Genomic DNA, 16,105 nt, shown 5'->3' with positions numbered 1-16,105 from the left:
TTACCTCACAAAAACCAGATTAGTATCCGTAGATTTTTCCTCATCAATCCTGTAGCCTTCGTAGTTGAAAGCTTTTACATCATTCAGAGTTTTTGCATTGGTTTCAGCGCAAAATCTTACCACCAATCCTCTGGCGTGTTTCGTATAAACAACGATGGTTTTTGGTTTGCCGTCTTTTAATTCGTGAAAATCAAAATCGATCACCTGATGATTGAGTTTTTTTTTATCAATTACTTTGAAGTATTCATTGCTGGCAAGATTCAGGACGATTTCATTCTTTTTCAACTCAGAATTTAGCTGTTCAGTCACTTTTTCTGTCCAGAACGAATAAAGATTTTTATAGTCTTCAAATTCAAAAGGACGGCCCATTTCCAGACGGTAGAGCATCACCTTATCAGACGGTTTGAGCAAGCCGTACATTCCCGAAAGAATTCTGTAGTTTTTCTGAAGATAATCCACCGCTTTTTTATCTAAAGTTTTCGCATCTAAACCTCTGTAAACTTCGCCCGTAAACGCAAACATTGCCGGAGCAGAATTTTTTGCTGTCGGTTTGGCATTCCACTTTTGATTTCTTTCCCAGTTTTCATCTGCCAGTTTTGGCGAAATTTCCATCAGGTCTGAAAGGTATTTCGGTGTTTTTTCTTTTAAATATTTGTGAATGTGTGCAGCGTCATCAATGAATTTCGGTGTAGAAGACCTCAAAAGACCGGTCGTATTTTCTACATTCATCAATTTGGCTGGCGAAGTAATAAGTTTCATGAACAGATTTAAGATTTAAGGTTTAAAATTTAAGATTTAATGATGCTTCGGAGCATATTAAATCCATAATTTTGAACATTGAATTTAGATAATTCCTTTTCCCTGACGGATGATTTCCGGTTCCCCGGATGTGAGATCAACAATCGTGGATGCTACATTATCACCATATCCGGAATCGATTACGATGTCAACCAGATGATCATATTTCTCGGCAATCAGTTCAGGATCGGTAGAATATTCAATGATTTCATCGTCGTCGTGAATGGAAGTTGAGGCAATCGGGTGACCAAGTTTCTCAACAATCAATTGTGGAATTGGGTGATCAGGAACCCTGATTCCAATTGTTTTGTGGTTTTTATAAGCTAAAGGAAGGCTTTTGTTGGCTTCCAGAATAAATGTAAAGGGTCCCGGAAGATGGCTTTTCAGAAACCTGAAAACCGAAGTGTCGATTGGTCTTGTAAAATCTGAAAGATGACTCAGATCGTTACAGATAATCGAAAATTTTGCTTTGTCGAGCTTCTGTTTTTTGAGCTGAGCAAGTTTTTCCATGGCTTTGATGTCAAAAATATTGCATCCCAAAGCATAGATTGTGTCGGACGGATAAATGATGAGTCCTCCATTATTCAGGGTTTTAATGACCTCACTGATAAGGTTTTCCTGAGGATTATCGGGGTAGATTCTGAGTATTTTAGCCATAGAACAAAGATAGTAATATTAAAATAATTTCCTGCGAAATCCTTTATTTAAAAGAAATATTAGGATTTTTAAAATATTGTTGTATATTTGCAATCCAATATCGCGGGATGGAGCAGTAGGTAGCTCGTCGGGCTCATAACCCGAAGGTCATCGGTTCGAGTCCGGTTCCCGCTACTAATTTATACAATCGTTACAGTCGGTACGATTTAAAAGAAACACCGCGGGATGGAGCAGTAGGTAGCTCGTCGGGCTCATAACCCGAAGGTCATCGGTTCGAGTCCGGTTCCCGCTACTAAATTTAAGATGAACGTCGCAGTCGGTACGTTCTAAAAGAAACACCGCGGGATGGAGCAGTAGGTAGCTCGTCGGGCTCATAACCCGAAGGTCATCGGTTCGAGTCCGGTTCCCGCTACTAGATTTTAAGGAGAATTACGAAAGTAGTTCTCCTTTTTTATTTAATTTAAAATTATTCAGCACAAAATTTTATAAATACTGATTTTAGCTTTAAATTTGAGAACGAAAAATGGGACTCAATTTCAATTTAATCTCCAAGATTTTTAGCTTTAATATAAAATATTTAATAAAATCAACTTAATCATATTCAAATTCAGAACTTATGGAAAATTCACAACAGACTAAAACAGAAAAAATTGAAGCGTTCATGAAAACGTGGTTCACCCGTTTTGATCAGCTTGATGAGAACAGTTATTTTACACAGTATCTTTCTGAAGATGTAAAAATGAAATTCCCCGGAAACGACGAATTCACGGGTCACGAAGGATTCAACAACTGGTTCACGGAATCAAAAAATAATATGCTTGGAAATACCACACACCATGTCTCAGATATTAAAGTAACAGAAACTTCAGAAGACGAGTTTGATATTGCTTTTAATGTAAGATACGTAGCTCCTATGAAGCAGGCAAACATCGATATGGATGTAAAAGAAGACTGGAAAATGAAATGGGATAATGAAAAAGATCAGCCTGTAATCACTGAATATATCGTGAGCTAATCAGCTTAGCAAGCCATAAACATTACACAATGAGAATCAGTTTTGGTTCTCATTTTTTTGTTTTAAAACAGAGAGGTATAAAAGTTTTAGAAAAATTTTCAATTTTATATTAATACTTTGTCTGGTTAAACATTTATGTTCTGTTAAGTAAGTTCATTCAATTTTTTCAAAATCACAAATTATTTATTTTTGTTAAAACTTAATTGCAATATGAAAGAAACTGAAAAGCATAACGAAAAGATAGCCAAGCTGATCTTTGCATCTGTTTATCCACATTACGTCACGAAAGTTGAATCTAAGGGCAGAACAAAAGAAGAACTGCATCAGGTAATCGAATGGCTGACAGGATTTAACGGGACAAAACTGCAGGAAATGATAGATGAAAAAGTCACTTTTGAAACTTTCTTTGATAAAGCAACTTTAAACCCGGATGCGGAATTAATTACCGGAACTATCTGTGGCTACAAAATTGAAGAAATTGAAAATCCGCTGACAAAAAAAGCAAGATATCTTGATAAATTAATCGACGAACTTGCCAAAGGGAAAAAGATGGAGAAAATTCTCAGACAGTAATCAGTCTAAATATTAAGACAAAAAAAATCCGCTTTCAGAAAAAGCGGATTCGTTTTGATTCAGTTTAGTTTACTAGAGAGTTAAAAGGTTTCAATTTTAGATCATCTGCTTTCAGATTTTCGAAATATCTTGTTTTTTCAACCCCTTTCATATTTGCAGTTGCACCTGCAGCAGAAGTGAAATCTTTATCAATGGTTGTAGCAATTTCTGTAGGTTTCAGATCCATCTTTACATCTTCATCATCAACTCCCAAAAATCCGTTTTTCTTTGTAAGATATGAAACAAAATTGTCATACTTTGTTAATGTACTTCTAAAGTATTGTGTGTGATAATTCAGGCATTTTGTTGCAACTTTCTTCTTTTTATTGACGATGCAGCTTGCAAGATTTCCTTTGTATAAATCAAATTCCTGAGAAACTTCGTTGTATTCTTTTCTTAATGCTTCTGTTCCGTTGGTAAGAATGGTCTGGTCGCCCTCTTTTTCGCTTGTTTTCTTTAAATATTCAATTACAACAGGCACTGTAGATTCAATCTTGGATTTTGCCTCAGTAATCGATCCAAATACCGATGACTGCGCAAATGTGAAAGATGATGTACACATTAAAATTACAGCCAGTAGAGTATATCTTTTCATATGTAGATTTTTATAAATTTTTTGAGACCACTAAAATAAATATTTTTTCTTATTTTTTCTCATTTCCTCATCATTTTATTTAATAAATTTTAACAGGTTTTAAGAATTTGTGATGAGTTGATTATTATAACTGAATATTTATCAGTTTGCCTGATTATTAATTTGTGTTAAATGTCAAAATTATTTAGCTGAAAATCAATTATTTAAATAAATTCCAATCCTTATCACTATAAAAATAGTTGTACGCAGTGTTTTTATTTCTACATTTGTATAACTAATTTATTAGTGATACTAAACTGATCATTTACAATGAAAATACAGAACCTTACCAAAGCAGAAGAGCAGATTATGCAATATCTCTGGAAACTCGAAAAGGGTTTCCTGAAAGATATACTCGATCTTTTCCCCGAGCCCAAGCCTCATACGAATACCGTTTCCACTATCTTAAAGGTATTGAAAGACAAAGATTTTGTTGATTATAAAGTGATTGGCAGACAGCATGAGTATTTTGCTTTGATTTCAAAAGACCAGTATTCCGGAAAGACAATGAAGAGTCTGGTAAAAAATTACTTTAAAGGTTCCTACAAAAGTGCCGTTTCCTTCCTTGTAGAAGAAAGCGAAATGAGCGTGGAAGACCTTGAAATGCTCCTTAACGAACTGAAAAACAAAAGCTGATATGGAAAATCTCTTCATCTATATTCTGAAACTTTTTACATGTTCCGGTGTAATGTTTCTTTACTATCAGTTGTCTTTAAAAGACAAGACCTTTCATCACTACAACAGGTTTTACCTTTTGGCTACAATGCTGGTTTCTATATTTTTACCACTATTAAAAGTTGAGGATTTTACCATCGAAGTGAGCGACCGGATTTACCTTCTTTTTGAGCAGGTGCAGAGTTTTAAAAACCCAAAAAACATTAATAATGACCACATTTATTTTAGAATTATTTTTTCGGCTCTGGGATTGGTTTCTCTCATTTTTGTAGCTAAAATTCTTACAGGAATTTATAAAATTGAGAAATTAAAAAACAGTTTCAGAAAAGAACAGATCAAAGGCATCAACTTTTATCAGACGAACCTTACAGACGCACCTTTTTCCTATTTCAGAAACCTGTTCTGGAAAGATTCCATCACCCTGGATTCTGATGTCGGGAGACAGATCCTGAAGCACGAAATGGTGCACATTGAGCAGAAACACAGCATCGACAAGATCTTTGCTGAAGTGATCACAGCAGTTTTCTGGTTCAATCCGTTTTTCTATTTAATTAAAAAAGAAATCAGTCTTATACACGAATATCTTGCCGACAACAAGGCTGTTGAGAAAAAAGACACCAAAGCATTTGCGCAGATGCTTCTGACCAGTCATTTTTCGGGAACGGCACTTCCGGCGGCGAGTCCGTTTCTAAATTCAAACCTTAAAAAAAGATTACAGATGTTACAAAAACCCAATACAAAATTCGGTTATACAAGAAGAATTTTAGCTTTACCCATCGTATTTACCGTTGCTTTTGCTTATTTAGTTAATGCAAAAAATACAGAAATAAAAAAGACCAATATTGAAATTGAAAAAGCAGTGGCTGAAATAAAAAAGGATACAATATCTCCTAAAAACGAAACCGAAAGACTGGTAAAGTTACAGGAAGAAAAAATTTTTAAAGCCAGTGAAAAGCTAAAACTTCAATCTGGAAAACTGAAAACATTAAGCGAAAAATCAAAAGAAAAAGCTGCCGAGCTCCAAAAAATTGCCAAAGAAAAAGGTGAGAAAAGTTATGATTTTGAGTTGAAAGCGAAGGAATTGAAGCAACTTTCTGGTGAGATGGACAGGATTGCAAACCAGATTATAATTGGTAAAGATGGTGCTCCATTTACGAAAGATATAGAATTTCAAAGTGTTATGCCCGATGGAAATTCCGTTTTTTACAAATTAAATAATATCAGAAAAGTTGAAAATATTGATTTTGAAAAGTTGTTTGATTCTAATGAAGTCAGAGAAAGACTTGGTTTCAGTGAGGAAAAATTTAGAAAATTGAAAGAAAGCTTAAATAATCCACAGATTAGAGGGAATTTAGAAAAAGCTAATAAACTATACATTAACGGAATTGACGTTTTAGACGGCTCAAAGGGCGATGTAATTAAGTTTCCTGAAGGAGCTATTTTGAAAATTAACAAGACTGATAACGGTAGTACAGATGTGAGTTGGTCACCAGGCAAAGATGTGTTTTTCGACAAAAAAGAAAGTCCCGAAAACGCAAAACGAAGAGCGAAACTTGAGAAAGAAGCCGCAAAACTGAACGCAAAAAGAGCCAAACTTGAAGGCGAACGTGCAAAAATTGAAGCAGAAAGAAGAATGCTGGCTGGTAAGAATCCAATGGTGATCAGGTCTGTGAAAAGTATATCAGCGCCTTTTCCTCCGGTAAACGGAAGAATTACAGCAATGAGAGTTCCGAATGTGGGCGTAAATATTTCGAAAGGAAATAGCTTAATTCTGTCTGATAATGAAAATGTAACCTATTTCATCAATGGTAAGGAGGTAACAGAAGCAGACTTTAAAAAGCTGGATTCTAATAAGATTAAAAGCGTAACTGTTAAGAAAAATAACACTGACGGAAAAAGTTCTGGCGAAGTACGTATTGAAACGAAATAATTTATTTTTAGAATGAAAAAACTTCTTACTTCGGGTTTTATTCTGACCATCTTATCTGCTCAGGCTCAAACCAATCGGTTTTTCTACGATTATAAATTTATCTCCGATATCAATGACAAAGCTGATGTGAAAACTGAAATGATGGTTCTGGATATAGATTCAAAAGGGTCTTCCTATTACAGCCATGCGACTTTTGTGGCAGATTCTACTCAGAGAGCTGACATTGAAAAGCAGATTCAGATGAATTCTGGCAGTATCAATATTAAAAAGACTGAAAATCCGGGACAGATTACATTTAAAGTGACGAAAGATTATCCGGATTTCAAGACTTATCTTTTCCGTAAAATCTCCAGCGACCAGTACAAAATTCTGGAAGACAGCAAACCGGAATGGAAAATAAGCAATGAAAAGCAGAAAATCGGGGAATACAATACCCAAAAAGCAACAACGAGCTTCGGTGGAAGAGATTGGACAGCCTGGTTTACGACCGAACTACCTTTTCAGGACGGACCGTATAAATTTTATGGTTTGCCGGGGCTGATTGTGAAGATTGAGGATTCTACAGGAACGCACGCAATGACTTTGGCTGGAAATAAAAAGATAACGGCGGCCGCGCAGGAAACTGAACTTAACCTTCCATCTGAAGTCCGTGTTTTTGGAATGGGTGGTAAAGAGATTGAAATCACAGAAGATCAGTTCAAAAAAGTCTGGAAAGCCTACGTGAACGATCCTACCAAGAATATGCGCGAAATGATGCTGAAAAATACAGACACCAACCGTGTTATTTTTAAAACAAAAACGTCCGATGGCAGAGAAATTTCAGATCCCAATCAGGTTTTCCGGGAAATGGAGAAGAAAGCCAAAGAAGGTTTTAAGAAAAATAACAATCCCATAGAACCTGATTTGCAGAAGTAAACGAGTTGGAGGGTTTTTAGGGTTTGAGAGTATTAGAGTTCGAGAGTTATAATGCAATCTTATCTTCAAAAAAAATTCCGCAGTTTAATTTAAACTACGGAATTTTTGTGTAAATTTTATCTTTATTTTTTTCCGGTGATCCACTGATCCTGAAGTTTTTTCTCAGCAGCTGTAGGATTTGCTTTAAATCCTAAGGATTCAATTGTCATTTTATCGAGAATGGCTTTTCCTTTTAAATCTATTTTTTCAGATTTACCGTCTTTGTTTCTCAACACGGTAAGCGTCACATTCTGTCCGTCTTTTACGCTTTTCGCATAGTTAATAAACTCCTGGATATTCTGAATGTTGATGGTTTTCCCATCCAAGGCAACCACTTCATCGGTGATTTTAAATCCGACAGATTTTGCAAAAGGAGAAAGGGCAGAGCTTTCGTCAAAAATAAATGTATTGTTTTTGTCGTTGTAGCCCGTCTGATTCGGATCTTTTACGAACCAGAAAATGGGTGGCGTATCCTGCTTTTTCAGTTCCACACCTACCTGACTGAGGTATTTTTCGTAAGGTGTCGGTTCGCCTCCGGCAATGTATTTGTTGTAGAAATCTCTCACTTGCGGATATCCTGTCACTTCTACAAGCTCGTCAATAAGTTTGTCATCTTTAAACGGTTTGTTTTCACCAAATCTCTGAGACAGTTTTCTGATCATATCCCGGTAACCCATTTCGCCGTTGGAAAGTTTTCTCAACTCAATATCAAGACACATGGCGAGCAAAGCTCCTTTTTCATAAACGTTTCTGTACTGATCTTTGTACTCGTCCTTCAGGATGTTTTTGCTCATCACTGTAAACGGCATCGTGTCGTTGTAATTCTTTGAATTGGTAATTTTATCGTTCATTCTTTTCAGAAATTCGTCTCTGGTAATCAGACCTTCCTGAATCTGGAAAAGGTTTGCAAAATACTCCGTTCCTCCTTCATACATCCACAAATGCTGAGACATTTTCGGGTCTGCATAATCGAAATAGTGAATTTCTTCAGAATGCACTTTCAAAGGGTTTACCGTATGGAAAAATTCGTGTGAAACAACATCAGTAATCGTCTGGTCAATCGCTTCCTTCGGCATCATTTCAGGTAAAACGACGCTCGTGGATTCGTGATGTTCCAACGCTCCGAAACCTTTGATCTGCGGGCCGTCTGCACCTGCAAGATACAGCATGATTGCATACTTTTTATTGGTATTCATATCACCCAAAAATTTCTTCTGAGCAATCACCATTTTCCCTAAATTTTCTTTAAAATCTGCAGCTTTATACTTTCCTGTCGGAGAATAAACCCCCAAAACCAGTTCCATTCCTCCTGCATTGAAGGTAACGTAATCAGGTTTGGTGTACATCAGCGGAGAGTCGGTGAGTTTAGCGTAATTTGCTAAAGTAAAAGTGTCTGTATCTTCAGATTTATCCTGATCTACCAATGCTGTCGTTCCGTAGAAATCTTTTGGTTTTTTTACGATTAACTGATAAGGTACATCCTGCATATTTTCGATGTAACCAACGAAACCGTGGGTGTTGACAAGATAAACTTTGCCTTCTTCAATGTCTGTTCCTGATGGTGAAAAAACCGCTTTGTGCTTACTGCTGTCCATTTCATCATCGAAGCTGTCGTTGACAAGGTAGGTAACTTTGGTTAAATTCTGTGCATTCTTTAAAGTATAGGAATTATCATTCACCTTTGTGAACTTCAGTTCTTTTCCTTTGTTGTCGAGGAATTTTATGCCTTCTATAAATCTTCCGTAATCATCTGTAGAATACGTTCCGGGAACGGTTTTAGGAAAATGGAATTTCACGTCGCCTGATTTCATTTTAGGAAATTCGAGGCTTACATTTACTTTGTCGTCTTTTACATTGACAAGGTCTATCTGCGTCTTTACAGACTGTGCGTTAAATCCTATTGCGGATAAAAGTCCTAGGCTGACTGCAATTTTTTTCATGCTGATTTATTTTGTTTAAATAGTTGCTTTAAAATGCGCTTTGTTACAGAGAGAAATGTTAAATAAAATAAAAAAAACAAAACCAAATGACCGGTTTTGTTTTATAATTTATCAGATACTATATTTCAGTTAACCTCAATATCAGACATAAAATTAGCCTTAACCTTAACCTTAACCTTAACCTTAACCTAGCCTCAACCTAATTCGTATCTCTGAAATAAATATAATTATTCTTATTAAATTCAACAGAATTCCCATTTTTCAACTTCACAGTCTGCCATTCTTCCGTAGGTTTTATCCATTCATCATTCACTTTCAGAGGAAGTTTAAAATTTTTAACAACTTTGCTGTATTTAAATTTCAGTTCATTTCCTTTTTGAGAATATTCCAGAACAGGAACATCCGTTGTTCTTAAATACTGATTGAAAACTGATGAAAAATCAATTCCCGATTTATCTGAAATGTATTTTTCAATTTGCTCTGTGGTAACTGTCTGGTGGTAAAAATCTTTATTTAAACCTCTCAGAATCTGTCTGAATTTCTCATCATTATCAATCACCTGACGGATCGTGTGAAGCATACTAGCTCCTTTTGGGTACATATCTCCGCTGCCTTCGTTTCTCACACCATATTTTCCGATAATCGGAACGTCATTGCTGATGCTGTTCTGAACTCCCTGTGCATAAATATCTGCCGACTTTTTATCCATATATTTTTCGGTGAAAAGCACTTCAGAATACATTGTAAAACCTTCATGAACCCACATATCTGCCTGATCTTTCGCAGTAATATTGTTGGCAAACCATTCGTGACCACTTTCGTGAACGATGATATAATCCCAGTTCAAACCAACACCTGTTCCGGAGTAATCACTGCCAAGATAGCCGTTCATATACTGGTTGCCGTAGGCAATATTGCTCTGATGTTCCATGCCGAGATATGGTGAATCTACCAATTTGTAAGAATCTTCATAAAAAGGATAGGGTCCGAACCAATATTCAAAAGCTGCAAGCATCGGCTTTACCTGAGCGAACTGCTTTTTGGCTTTTTCTAAATTGTAATCAATAACCCAATAATCCAAATCGAGTTTTCCTTTTTCACCGTTGTAAGTATCTTTAAAATTGACATATTTACCAATGTTAGGAATAATGGAATAAGCGTTGATAGGATTTTTCACCTCCCAAGTATAAGCTGTTTTGTTACCTTCCTCTTTTTTGCTGATCAGTCTTCCGTTTCCGATACCCACAAGATCTTTCGGAGTGATAATTTTCATTGTAATTCCCTGATCAGGCTCATCGCTCCAGATATCTTTCGTCGGAAGCCAGACCGAAGCACCAATTCCTTCATCAGCAACGCTCATCCACGGATTTCCTTTCTCATCTTCTGTGAAAACCCAGCCGCCGTCCCAGGGAGCACGTTTTGCAATCGTCGGTTTTCCGGAATAGGTTACGTCAATAGTAAATTTTTCTCCTTTTTTAAAATTCTTTTTGGCAGAAATAAAGATGAAATCACCGTCCTGTTTAAAACCAGCTACGGTGGGAAAACTGCATTCAATTTTATCGGCTTTCATCGGTTTCTGCAAATCGATCTGAAAAACAGGGTTCGAAATGTCTTTTGTGATCTCAAAACTGATTTTATTATTTCCTTTAATACTTTTTGAAGCAAAATCTGGCTCAACTGAAAGATCGTACCTTTTTACATCCCAGAAATCTCTGAATTTGGTATCTGAACCTTTAAGCGTATCCTGTTTTGTAAAGGTTTTGCCACGCTCAAAAAACTGCCCGTAAGCCAGTGATGAAGCAAAAAGCAGCGAGAAAGTGATTTTTTTCATAGTTTTCGTTTGTATTTCAAAAATAGAAATTAATTTTTGGTAAGTCGTAAAAATATTTCAGATGTAACAGTTTGGAACAGAATTAAAATAAAAAAGCAGCTTTAATTTCTTAAAACTGCTCTATATTAAATCTAAACTTAGCTTAGCTTTCTTTGTTAAGACCAGCGTTTGCTTTCTGAACTTTTTTATAAGTATACCCTGATGCAATAATACTGAATTCGTACAATGCAAGCAATGGAAGAGCTGCCATCATCATACTCAGAACATCTGCAGGCGTAATAATTGCGGCAACTACCATGATCAATACGATGGCGTGACGACGGTAAGTCCGCATAAACATTGGTGTTAAAATTCCTATAGAAGTTAAGAAGTAGATTAATATCGGGAATAAAAATACAACACCCATTCCCAAAACAACCTGCAGAAATAAAGTTGTATAATCACTCAAATCGTAAAGCGGAATGATAATGTTTGAAATTTTGAAAATCACTCCAAAGTTAACGGCGAAAGGTAAAATTAAATAGTAACCACAAAGAACCCCAGACAAAAACAGCATCCAAACTGCGTTGATGATGAAGATTGAGTTTTTTCTTTCATTGGGATGTAAAGCCGGGCCAATAAATCTCCAGAGTTCCCAGACAATATAAGGAAATGCAATTACTACTCCTCCAAACATCGAAACTGCAATCATCACATTAAATTGCTGATAGAGCCTCTGTACACGCACAGGAAAGTCTTTTGGCAGATGTATACTGTCTTCACCCAAAACCATTCGGGAAAAATAGTTGGCCGCTCTGAAGGTTGGAAAATCATTTCTGGTAGGACCAAAAAAAACATGATCCATCACCCATTCAATGTTATAACCTATTACAAATGCTGCGATAATAATCGCTATGATTGATCGGATGAGATGCCCTCTCAGTTCGCCAATATGTCCCCAAAATGACATGTCTTTACCTTCGCTCACAAATATTTTTTTAAGTTTTTCAAATTTAGGAAAAAAAGCGGGTGTTCAGTGCAGTATAATTTGAAATTCAAGATTTAAAATTTAAGATTCAAAATCTCATATTGATGATATAAAATTTGTTTTACCTATTTTCAGTCTTAACTTCAATCTTAGCCTCAACCTAATTAATGCCCTCGTCCAATAATTTATGTAAATCTATAATCCCGAAATACTTTCCGTTTTCGGTAACCACCAACTGACCGATATTGTTATCTTTCAGAATTTTCATCGCATCTTTTGCCAGCGAATTTCTTTCCACTTTTTTAGGATTGAGAGACATGATGTCTTTGGCTGAAACTTCAGAAATATTGATTTCATTCATCAACATTCGACGCAGATCGCCATCTGTAATCACACCGATGATGTTTTCCTTATCTGTTACGACTGTGATTCCATGTCTTGAGCTGCTTATTGAAATAATTACGTCTTTCAGACTGTCGTTTTCAGACACCTGAGGTTTTTGAGAGGAAACAAAGTCATCAACTTTTGAAATCAAATTTTTACCTAAACTTCCACCAGGATGGAATTTGGCAAAATCATTGGCCTTAAAGTTATTCAGTTCCATTAAACTCACGGCCAAAGCATCACCTAACGCCATTTGCACGGTGGTAGAACTTGTCGGCGCCAGTTTGATAGGGCAGGCTTCAACATCAACGTGCGTGTCTAATATCAGATCTGAAAATTCAGCAAGCTTACTGTTTTTATTTCCTGTCATTCCTATTAAAGAAGAAGAATAGTCTTTCAGATAAGGAACCAAACTCACAATCTCAGGAGAATTACCTGAATTTGAGATGCATAAAACAACATCCTGCTTCTGAATCACACCCAAATCGCCATGAATAGCTTCCGATGCATGCAGAAACTGAGAAGGCGTTCCGGTAGAATTCAATGTGGCCACCATTTTATTGGCAACATGAGCAGATTTTCCGATACCGACAACAATGAGTTTTCCGGTCGCAGCATGAATTACTTTTACAGCTTTTTCAAAATCTTCATCAATTCTGTCTCTGAGTTTTTCAAGTTCGGAAATTTCTATTTCAAGGGTTTTTTTTGCGTTCGAAATAATGTCGTTTGTATACATTTTTGTCGTATATTACATGTGGAAAATAGATGCTGAATCTATTTATATTTACTATAAATTTTATTTTTATAAATTCGTTCGCTTTTATTTTAAGCAGAATTTTTATAACTTTGGGATGGATGCAAATTTAGCAATACAAAATTAGATGAGCGCAAAAAAAGCCAATATATCGGGCGAATTAAAAAAATACTTTGGGTTTTCTACCTTCAAAGGTCAGCAGGAGCAAATCATAGAAGATTTACTGAATGGAAAGGATGTTTTTGTCCTTATGCCTACGGGTGGAGGTAAATCACTTTGCTATCAGCTTCCTGCCCTTATTTCTGAAGGTACTGCCATTGTTGTTTCACCGCTTATCGCCCTGATGAAAAATCAGGTGGATGCCGTGAACGGACTCTCATCAGATGAAGGAGTTGCCCACGTTTTGAATTCATCACTTAACAAAACTCAGACCAAAAAGGTTTTTGACGATATTAAAGCCGGAAAAACAAAGCTTCTTTATGTGGCGCCGGAATCATTGATTAAAGAAGATTATCTTGACTTTTTCAAGGAAGTGAAAATTTCTTTTGTTGCCATTGATGAAGCGCACTGTATATCAGAATGGGGTCACGATTTCAGACCTGAATACAGAAATTTAAAAACAATAATTGATAAGATTGCTGATGTTCCGGTAATTGCTTTAACGGCCACCGCTACTCCAAAAGTGCAGGATGACATTCAGAAGACTTTGGGAATGACGTCGGCTATCGTTTATAAGGAAAGCTTCAACAGACCCAATCTTTATTACGAAGTACGGCCGAAAGTGAATGTTGATAAAGAAATTGTTAAATTTATCAATCAGCACAAAGGAAAATCAGGAATTGTTTACTGTCTGAGTCGGAGAAAAGTAGAAGAATTTGCCCAGCTTCTACAGGTTAACGGTATCAACGCACTTCCTTATCATGCAGGACTTGACCAGAAAATCAGGGTTGCCAATCAGGATAAATTTCTGATGGAGGAAGCGGATGTAATCGTTGCCACAATTGCTTTTGGGATGGGGATCGATAAGCCGGATGTACGTTTTGTGATTCATTACGACTTCCCAAAATCTCTTGAAAGTTATTATCAGGAAACCGGAAGGGCAGGAAGAGACGGTGGTGAAGGTCACTGCCTGGCATTCTATGATCCGAAAGATATTGAAAAACTTGAGAAATTTTTAGCACAAAAAGCTGTTTCCGAGAGAGAAATCGGTCTGCAGTTGCTGAATGAAGTGGTTGGATATGCAGAAACTTCGATGAGCAGAAGGCAATATATTCTGTATTATTTCGGCGAAAGTTTTGATCCTGCAAAAGGAGACGGAGCGAAAATGTGTGACAACGCATCAAATCCTCCAAAACTGAAAGATGCAACAGAAGATTTTAAAAAAGTCATGCATCTGATCAATGATACGGGAGAAAAATTTAAATCTAAGGATTTGATCTCAACTATTGTAGGAAAAGAAAATGCGGTTACAAAATCGTATAAACTTGAGCAGACACCTCATTTTGGATTTGGCAAGGATGAAAAAGAAAATTACTGGAAAACCATTTTAAGACAGGCAACAGTACAGAATTTCCTTCAGAAAGATATTGAAACTTACGGCGTTTTAAAAATAGCAGAAAAAGGAAAAAAGATTCTTAAAGGCGAGTTTGACGGTTCATTTATGATTGCTGAAGACCGTGAATTTGATCTTTCTCAAACCAAGGCAGAAAGTGATCAGGTGCAGCAGCAGGCTGGTGGAGGTTTAGATCAAAACCTGTTTGTGCTTTTAAAGGAACTCCGGAAAAAAGTTGCCAAGAAACATGGTATTCCGCCTTACACAGTCTTTATGGATCCGAGTCTTGAAGATATGACGGTGCAGTATCCGATCACTTTAGATGAAATCGCAAAAATCTACGGAGTTGGTGAAGGTAAAGCAAAAAAATACGGTAAGGAATTCGCTGATTTCATTTCAAAATATGTTGAGGACAATAATATAGAACGCACTCAGGATATGGTTTTGAAAAATGTGGCCAACAAATCCAGCCATAAAGTTTTCATCATTCAGAATACTGATAAAAAAATAGATCTTGAAGATATTGCAAGAGCTAAAAATCTTTCGATGAATGATCTTTTGAAAGAGATGGAGCGTATTGTCTATCAGGGAACAAAATTAAATATTGACTACTACATCGAAGAAAATTTCGATGAAGATATGGTGGATGAGTTCATGGAATTTATGAATGAATCTGAAAGTGACAGCATGAAAGTTTTGCTGGACGAATTTGGTGATGAACTTTCTGACGAAGAAGTAAGAATGCTGAGAATTAAATTTATAAGCGATGTTGCCAATTGATTTTTAAATAAAATTAGAATGGAAAATCCCATTGTACAATCAAAAACAGACTTAATTCATTGGATAAATAAGCTTGATGATCTCGAGGTAATTGCAGAATTGCTTGAGCTGAAAGAAAAAAGGGCTACTGCAGATACACTTTCAGAATCCCAAACTGAATATTTGGCGAAAGATGATTTCGATGAAAGATTTTCTAGGGGTCTAAATTCGGGGGAATCCCGAGAAAAAACCAGGGAATTTATTTCTAAATTGTCTTGGGGAAAATGATTATTTATTCGCGGGAATTTCATCAGTCGATTGAGGAGCTGATAAGAGTTTTATACGTGAAAGAATATTTTGGTTTTGAACTTGATTGCCAGTTGTACGCTGAGAAAATTTATGATTTTGTAGACTATAATATTCACAAACCAATCAGCAGAGATTCACCGATACCATTCCTAAAATTTGGTAAGAAATTTATAGTTTATAAAGCAAATACCAGGACATCGTGGTACATATTTTTCGATCAGAAAGATGATCAGTTTTTAATTAATCATATTCTGAACAATCATTCTCATGAATTTCCTGAATTGATGTAATTTAAATATTACAGACTAAAATAATTCTACTTAAGAGAAAACAT

The 16,105-nt window shown here is 36.1% G+C and carries 15 protein-coding genes and 3 tRNA genes; 11 read left to right on the top strand and 7 right to left on the bottom strand.

Annotated elements, in window-relative coordinates:
• Both yaaA and IC610_RS05800 read right to left on the bottom strand, forming a co-directional pair.
• On the bottom strand, window positions 1–759 hold the full coding sequence (gene yaaA, locus IC610_RS05805; protein ID WP_191735621.1) for a peroxide stress protein YaaA: 759 nt from the start codon (window positions 757–759) through the stop codon (window positions 1–3).
• 84 nt (window positions 760–843) lie between these two features.
• Window positions 844–1,455 carry an L-threonylcarbamoyladenylate synthase gene (locus IC610_RS05800; protein ID WP_056080866.1) on the bottom strand — a complete coding sequence of 204 codons (612 nt, stop codon included), beginning with the start codon at window positions 1,453–1,455 and terminating at the stop codon, window positions 844–846.
• Between the two features lie 101 nt (window positions 1,456–1,556).
• On the opposite strand from IC610_RS05800, the gene IC610_RS05795 reads away from it, so the two are divergent.
• The 5 genes from IC610_RS05795 (at window position 1,557) to IC610_RS05775 (ending at window position 3,043) form a co-directional block, all read left to right on the top strand.
• Window positions 1,557–1,629: transfer RNA gene (locus IC610_RS05795), tRNA-Met, on the top strand.
• 45 nt (window positions 1,630–1,674) lie between these two features.
• Window positions 1,675–1,747 (top strand) — tRNA-Met (locus IC610_RS05790).
• A gap of 47 nt (window positions 1,748–1,794) precedes the next feature.
• Window positions 1,795–1,867: transfer RNA gene (locus IC610_RS05785), tRNA-Met, on the top strand.
• Between the two features lie 204 nt (window positions 1,868–2,071).
• Window positions 2,072–2,470 carry a hypothetical protein gene (locus tag IC610_RS05780; RefSeq protein ID WP_191735620.1) on the top strand — a complete coding sequence of 133 codons (399 nt, stop codon included), beginning with the start codon at window positions 2,072–2,074 and terminating at the stop codon, window positions 2,468–2,470.
• Between the two features lie 210 nt (window positions 2,471–2,680).
• On the top strand, window positions 2,681–3,043 hold the full coding sequence (locus IC610_RS05775) for a DUF2200 domain-containing protein (RefSeq protein ID WP_056080859.1): 363 nt from the start codon (window positions 2,681–2,683) through the stop codon (window positions 3,041–3,043).
• A gap of 64 nt (window positions 3,044–3,107) precedes the next feature.
• On the opposite strand, the gene IC610_RS05770 is transcribed toward IC610_RS05775, so the two are convergent.
• Entirely contained in the window at window positions 3,108–3,677 is a 570-nt protein-coding gene (locus tag IC610_RS05770) for a hypothetical protein (protein ID WP_056080856.1), read from the bottom strand.
• A 309-nt stretch (window positions 3,678–3,986) separates the two neighbouring features.
• Between IC610_RS05770 and IC610_RS05765 the strand changes: the two genes are divergently transcribed.
• The 3 genes from IC610_RS05765 to IC610_RS05755 are packed head-to-tail and all read left to right on the top strand — an operon-like array spanning window position 3,987 to window position 7,236.
• A complete protein-coding gene (locus IC610_RS05765; RefSeq protein WP_191735619.1) occupies window positions 3,987–4,352 on the top strand; it encodes a BlaI/MecI/CopY family transcriptional regulator in 366 nt (121 codons plus the stop codon).
• 1 nt (window position 4,353) lies between these two features.
• Window positions 4,354–6,321 (top strand): M56 family metallopeptidase, encoded by a 1,968-nt coding sequence (locus IC610_RS05760; RefSeq protein WP_191735618.1) that lies wholly within the window; start codon window positions 4,354–4,356, stop codon window positions 6,319–6,321.
• A gap of 12 nt (window positions 6,322–6,333) precedes the next feature.
• Window positions 6,334–7,236, top strand: a complete 903-nt coding sequence (locus IC610_RS05755; RefSeq protein WP_191735617.1) for a GLPGLI family protein — start codon at window positions 6,334–6,336, stop codon at window positions 7,234–7,236.
• A 122-nt stretch (window positions 7,237–7,358) separates the two neighbouring features.
• On the opposite strand, the gene IC610_RS05750 is transcribed toward IC610_RS05755, so the two are convergent.
• The 4 genes from IC610_RS05750 to IC610_RS05735 all read right to left on the bottom strand — a co-directional run bounded on the left by IC610_RS05750 (window position 7,359) and on the right by IC610_RS05735 (window position 13,133).
• Entirely contained in the window at window positions 7,359–9,215 is a 1,857-nt protein-coding gene (locus IC610_RS05750; RefSeq protein ID WP_191735616.1) for a M61 family metallopeptidase, read from the bottom strand.
• A gap of 199 nt (window positions 9,216–9,414) precedes the next feature.
• A complete protein-coding gene (locus IC610_RS05745; RefSeq protein ID WP_191735615.1) occupies window positions 9,415–11,046 on the bottom strand; it encodes a M1 family metallopeptidase in 1,632 nt (543 codons plus the stop codon).
• Between the two features lie 142 nt (window positions 11,047–11,188).
• The gene (gene tatC, locus IC610_RS05740; RefSeq protein ID WP_191735614.1) at window positions 11,189–12,013 is read right to left on the bottom strand and encodes a twin-arginine translocase subunit TatC; all 825 of its coding nucleotides are present in this window, start codon (window positions 12,011–12,013) and stop codon (window positions 11,189–11,191) included.
• Between the two features lie 160 nt (window positions 12,014–12,173).
• Window positions 12,174–13,133 carry a KpsF/GutQ family sugar-phosphate isomerase gene (locus IC610_RS05735; protein ID WP_191735613.1) on the bottom strand — a complete coding sequence of 320 codons (960 nt, stop codon included), beginning with the start codon at window positions 13,131–13,133 and terminating at the stop codon, window positions 12,174–12,176.
• 145 nt (window positions 13,134–13,278) lie between these two features.
• Between IC610_RS05735 and recQ the strand changes: the two genes are divergently transcribed.
• From recQ to IC610_RS05720, 3 genes are read left to right on the top strand one after another with little or no spacing between them, the layout of a single operon-like run.
• Entirely contained in the window at window positions 13,279–15,483 is a 2,205-nt protein-coding gene (recQ, locus tag IC610_RS05730) for a DNA helicase RecQ (protein WP_191735612.1), read from the top strand.
• Window positions 15,484–15,501: 18 nt separating this feature from the next.
• On the top strand, window positions 15,502–15,750 hold the full coding sequence (locus IC610_RS05725; RefSeq protein ID WP_191735611.1) for a hypothetical protein: 249 nt from the start codon (window positions 15,502–15,504) through the stop codon (window positions 15,748–15,750).
• Complete coding sequence (locus IC610_RS05720; protein ID WP_191735610.1) at window positions 15,747–16,061, top strand: hypothetical protein; 315 nt, start codon at window positions 15,747–15,749, stop codon at window positions 16,059–16,061. Before IC610_RS05725 ends, IC610_RS05720 begins: the two co-directional genes overlap by 4 nt.
• Window positions 16,062–16,105 lie beyond the last annotated feature (44 nt).

Origin of the sequence: Chryseobacterium caseinilyticum (assembly GCF_014837145.1) — a bacterium.
In the GTDB taxonomy this organism is placed as follows: domain Bacteria; phylum Bacteroidota; class Bacteroidia; order Flavobacteriales; family Weeksellaceae; genus Chryseobacterium; species Chryseobacterium caseinilyticum.
This window is presented reverse-complemented; position numbering and strand designations above follow the sequence as displayed.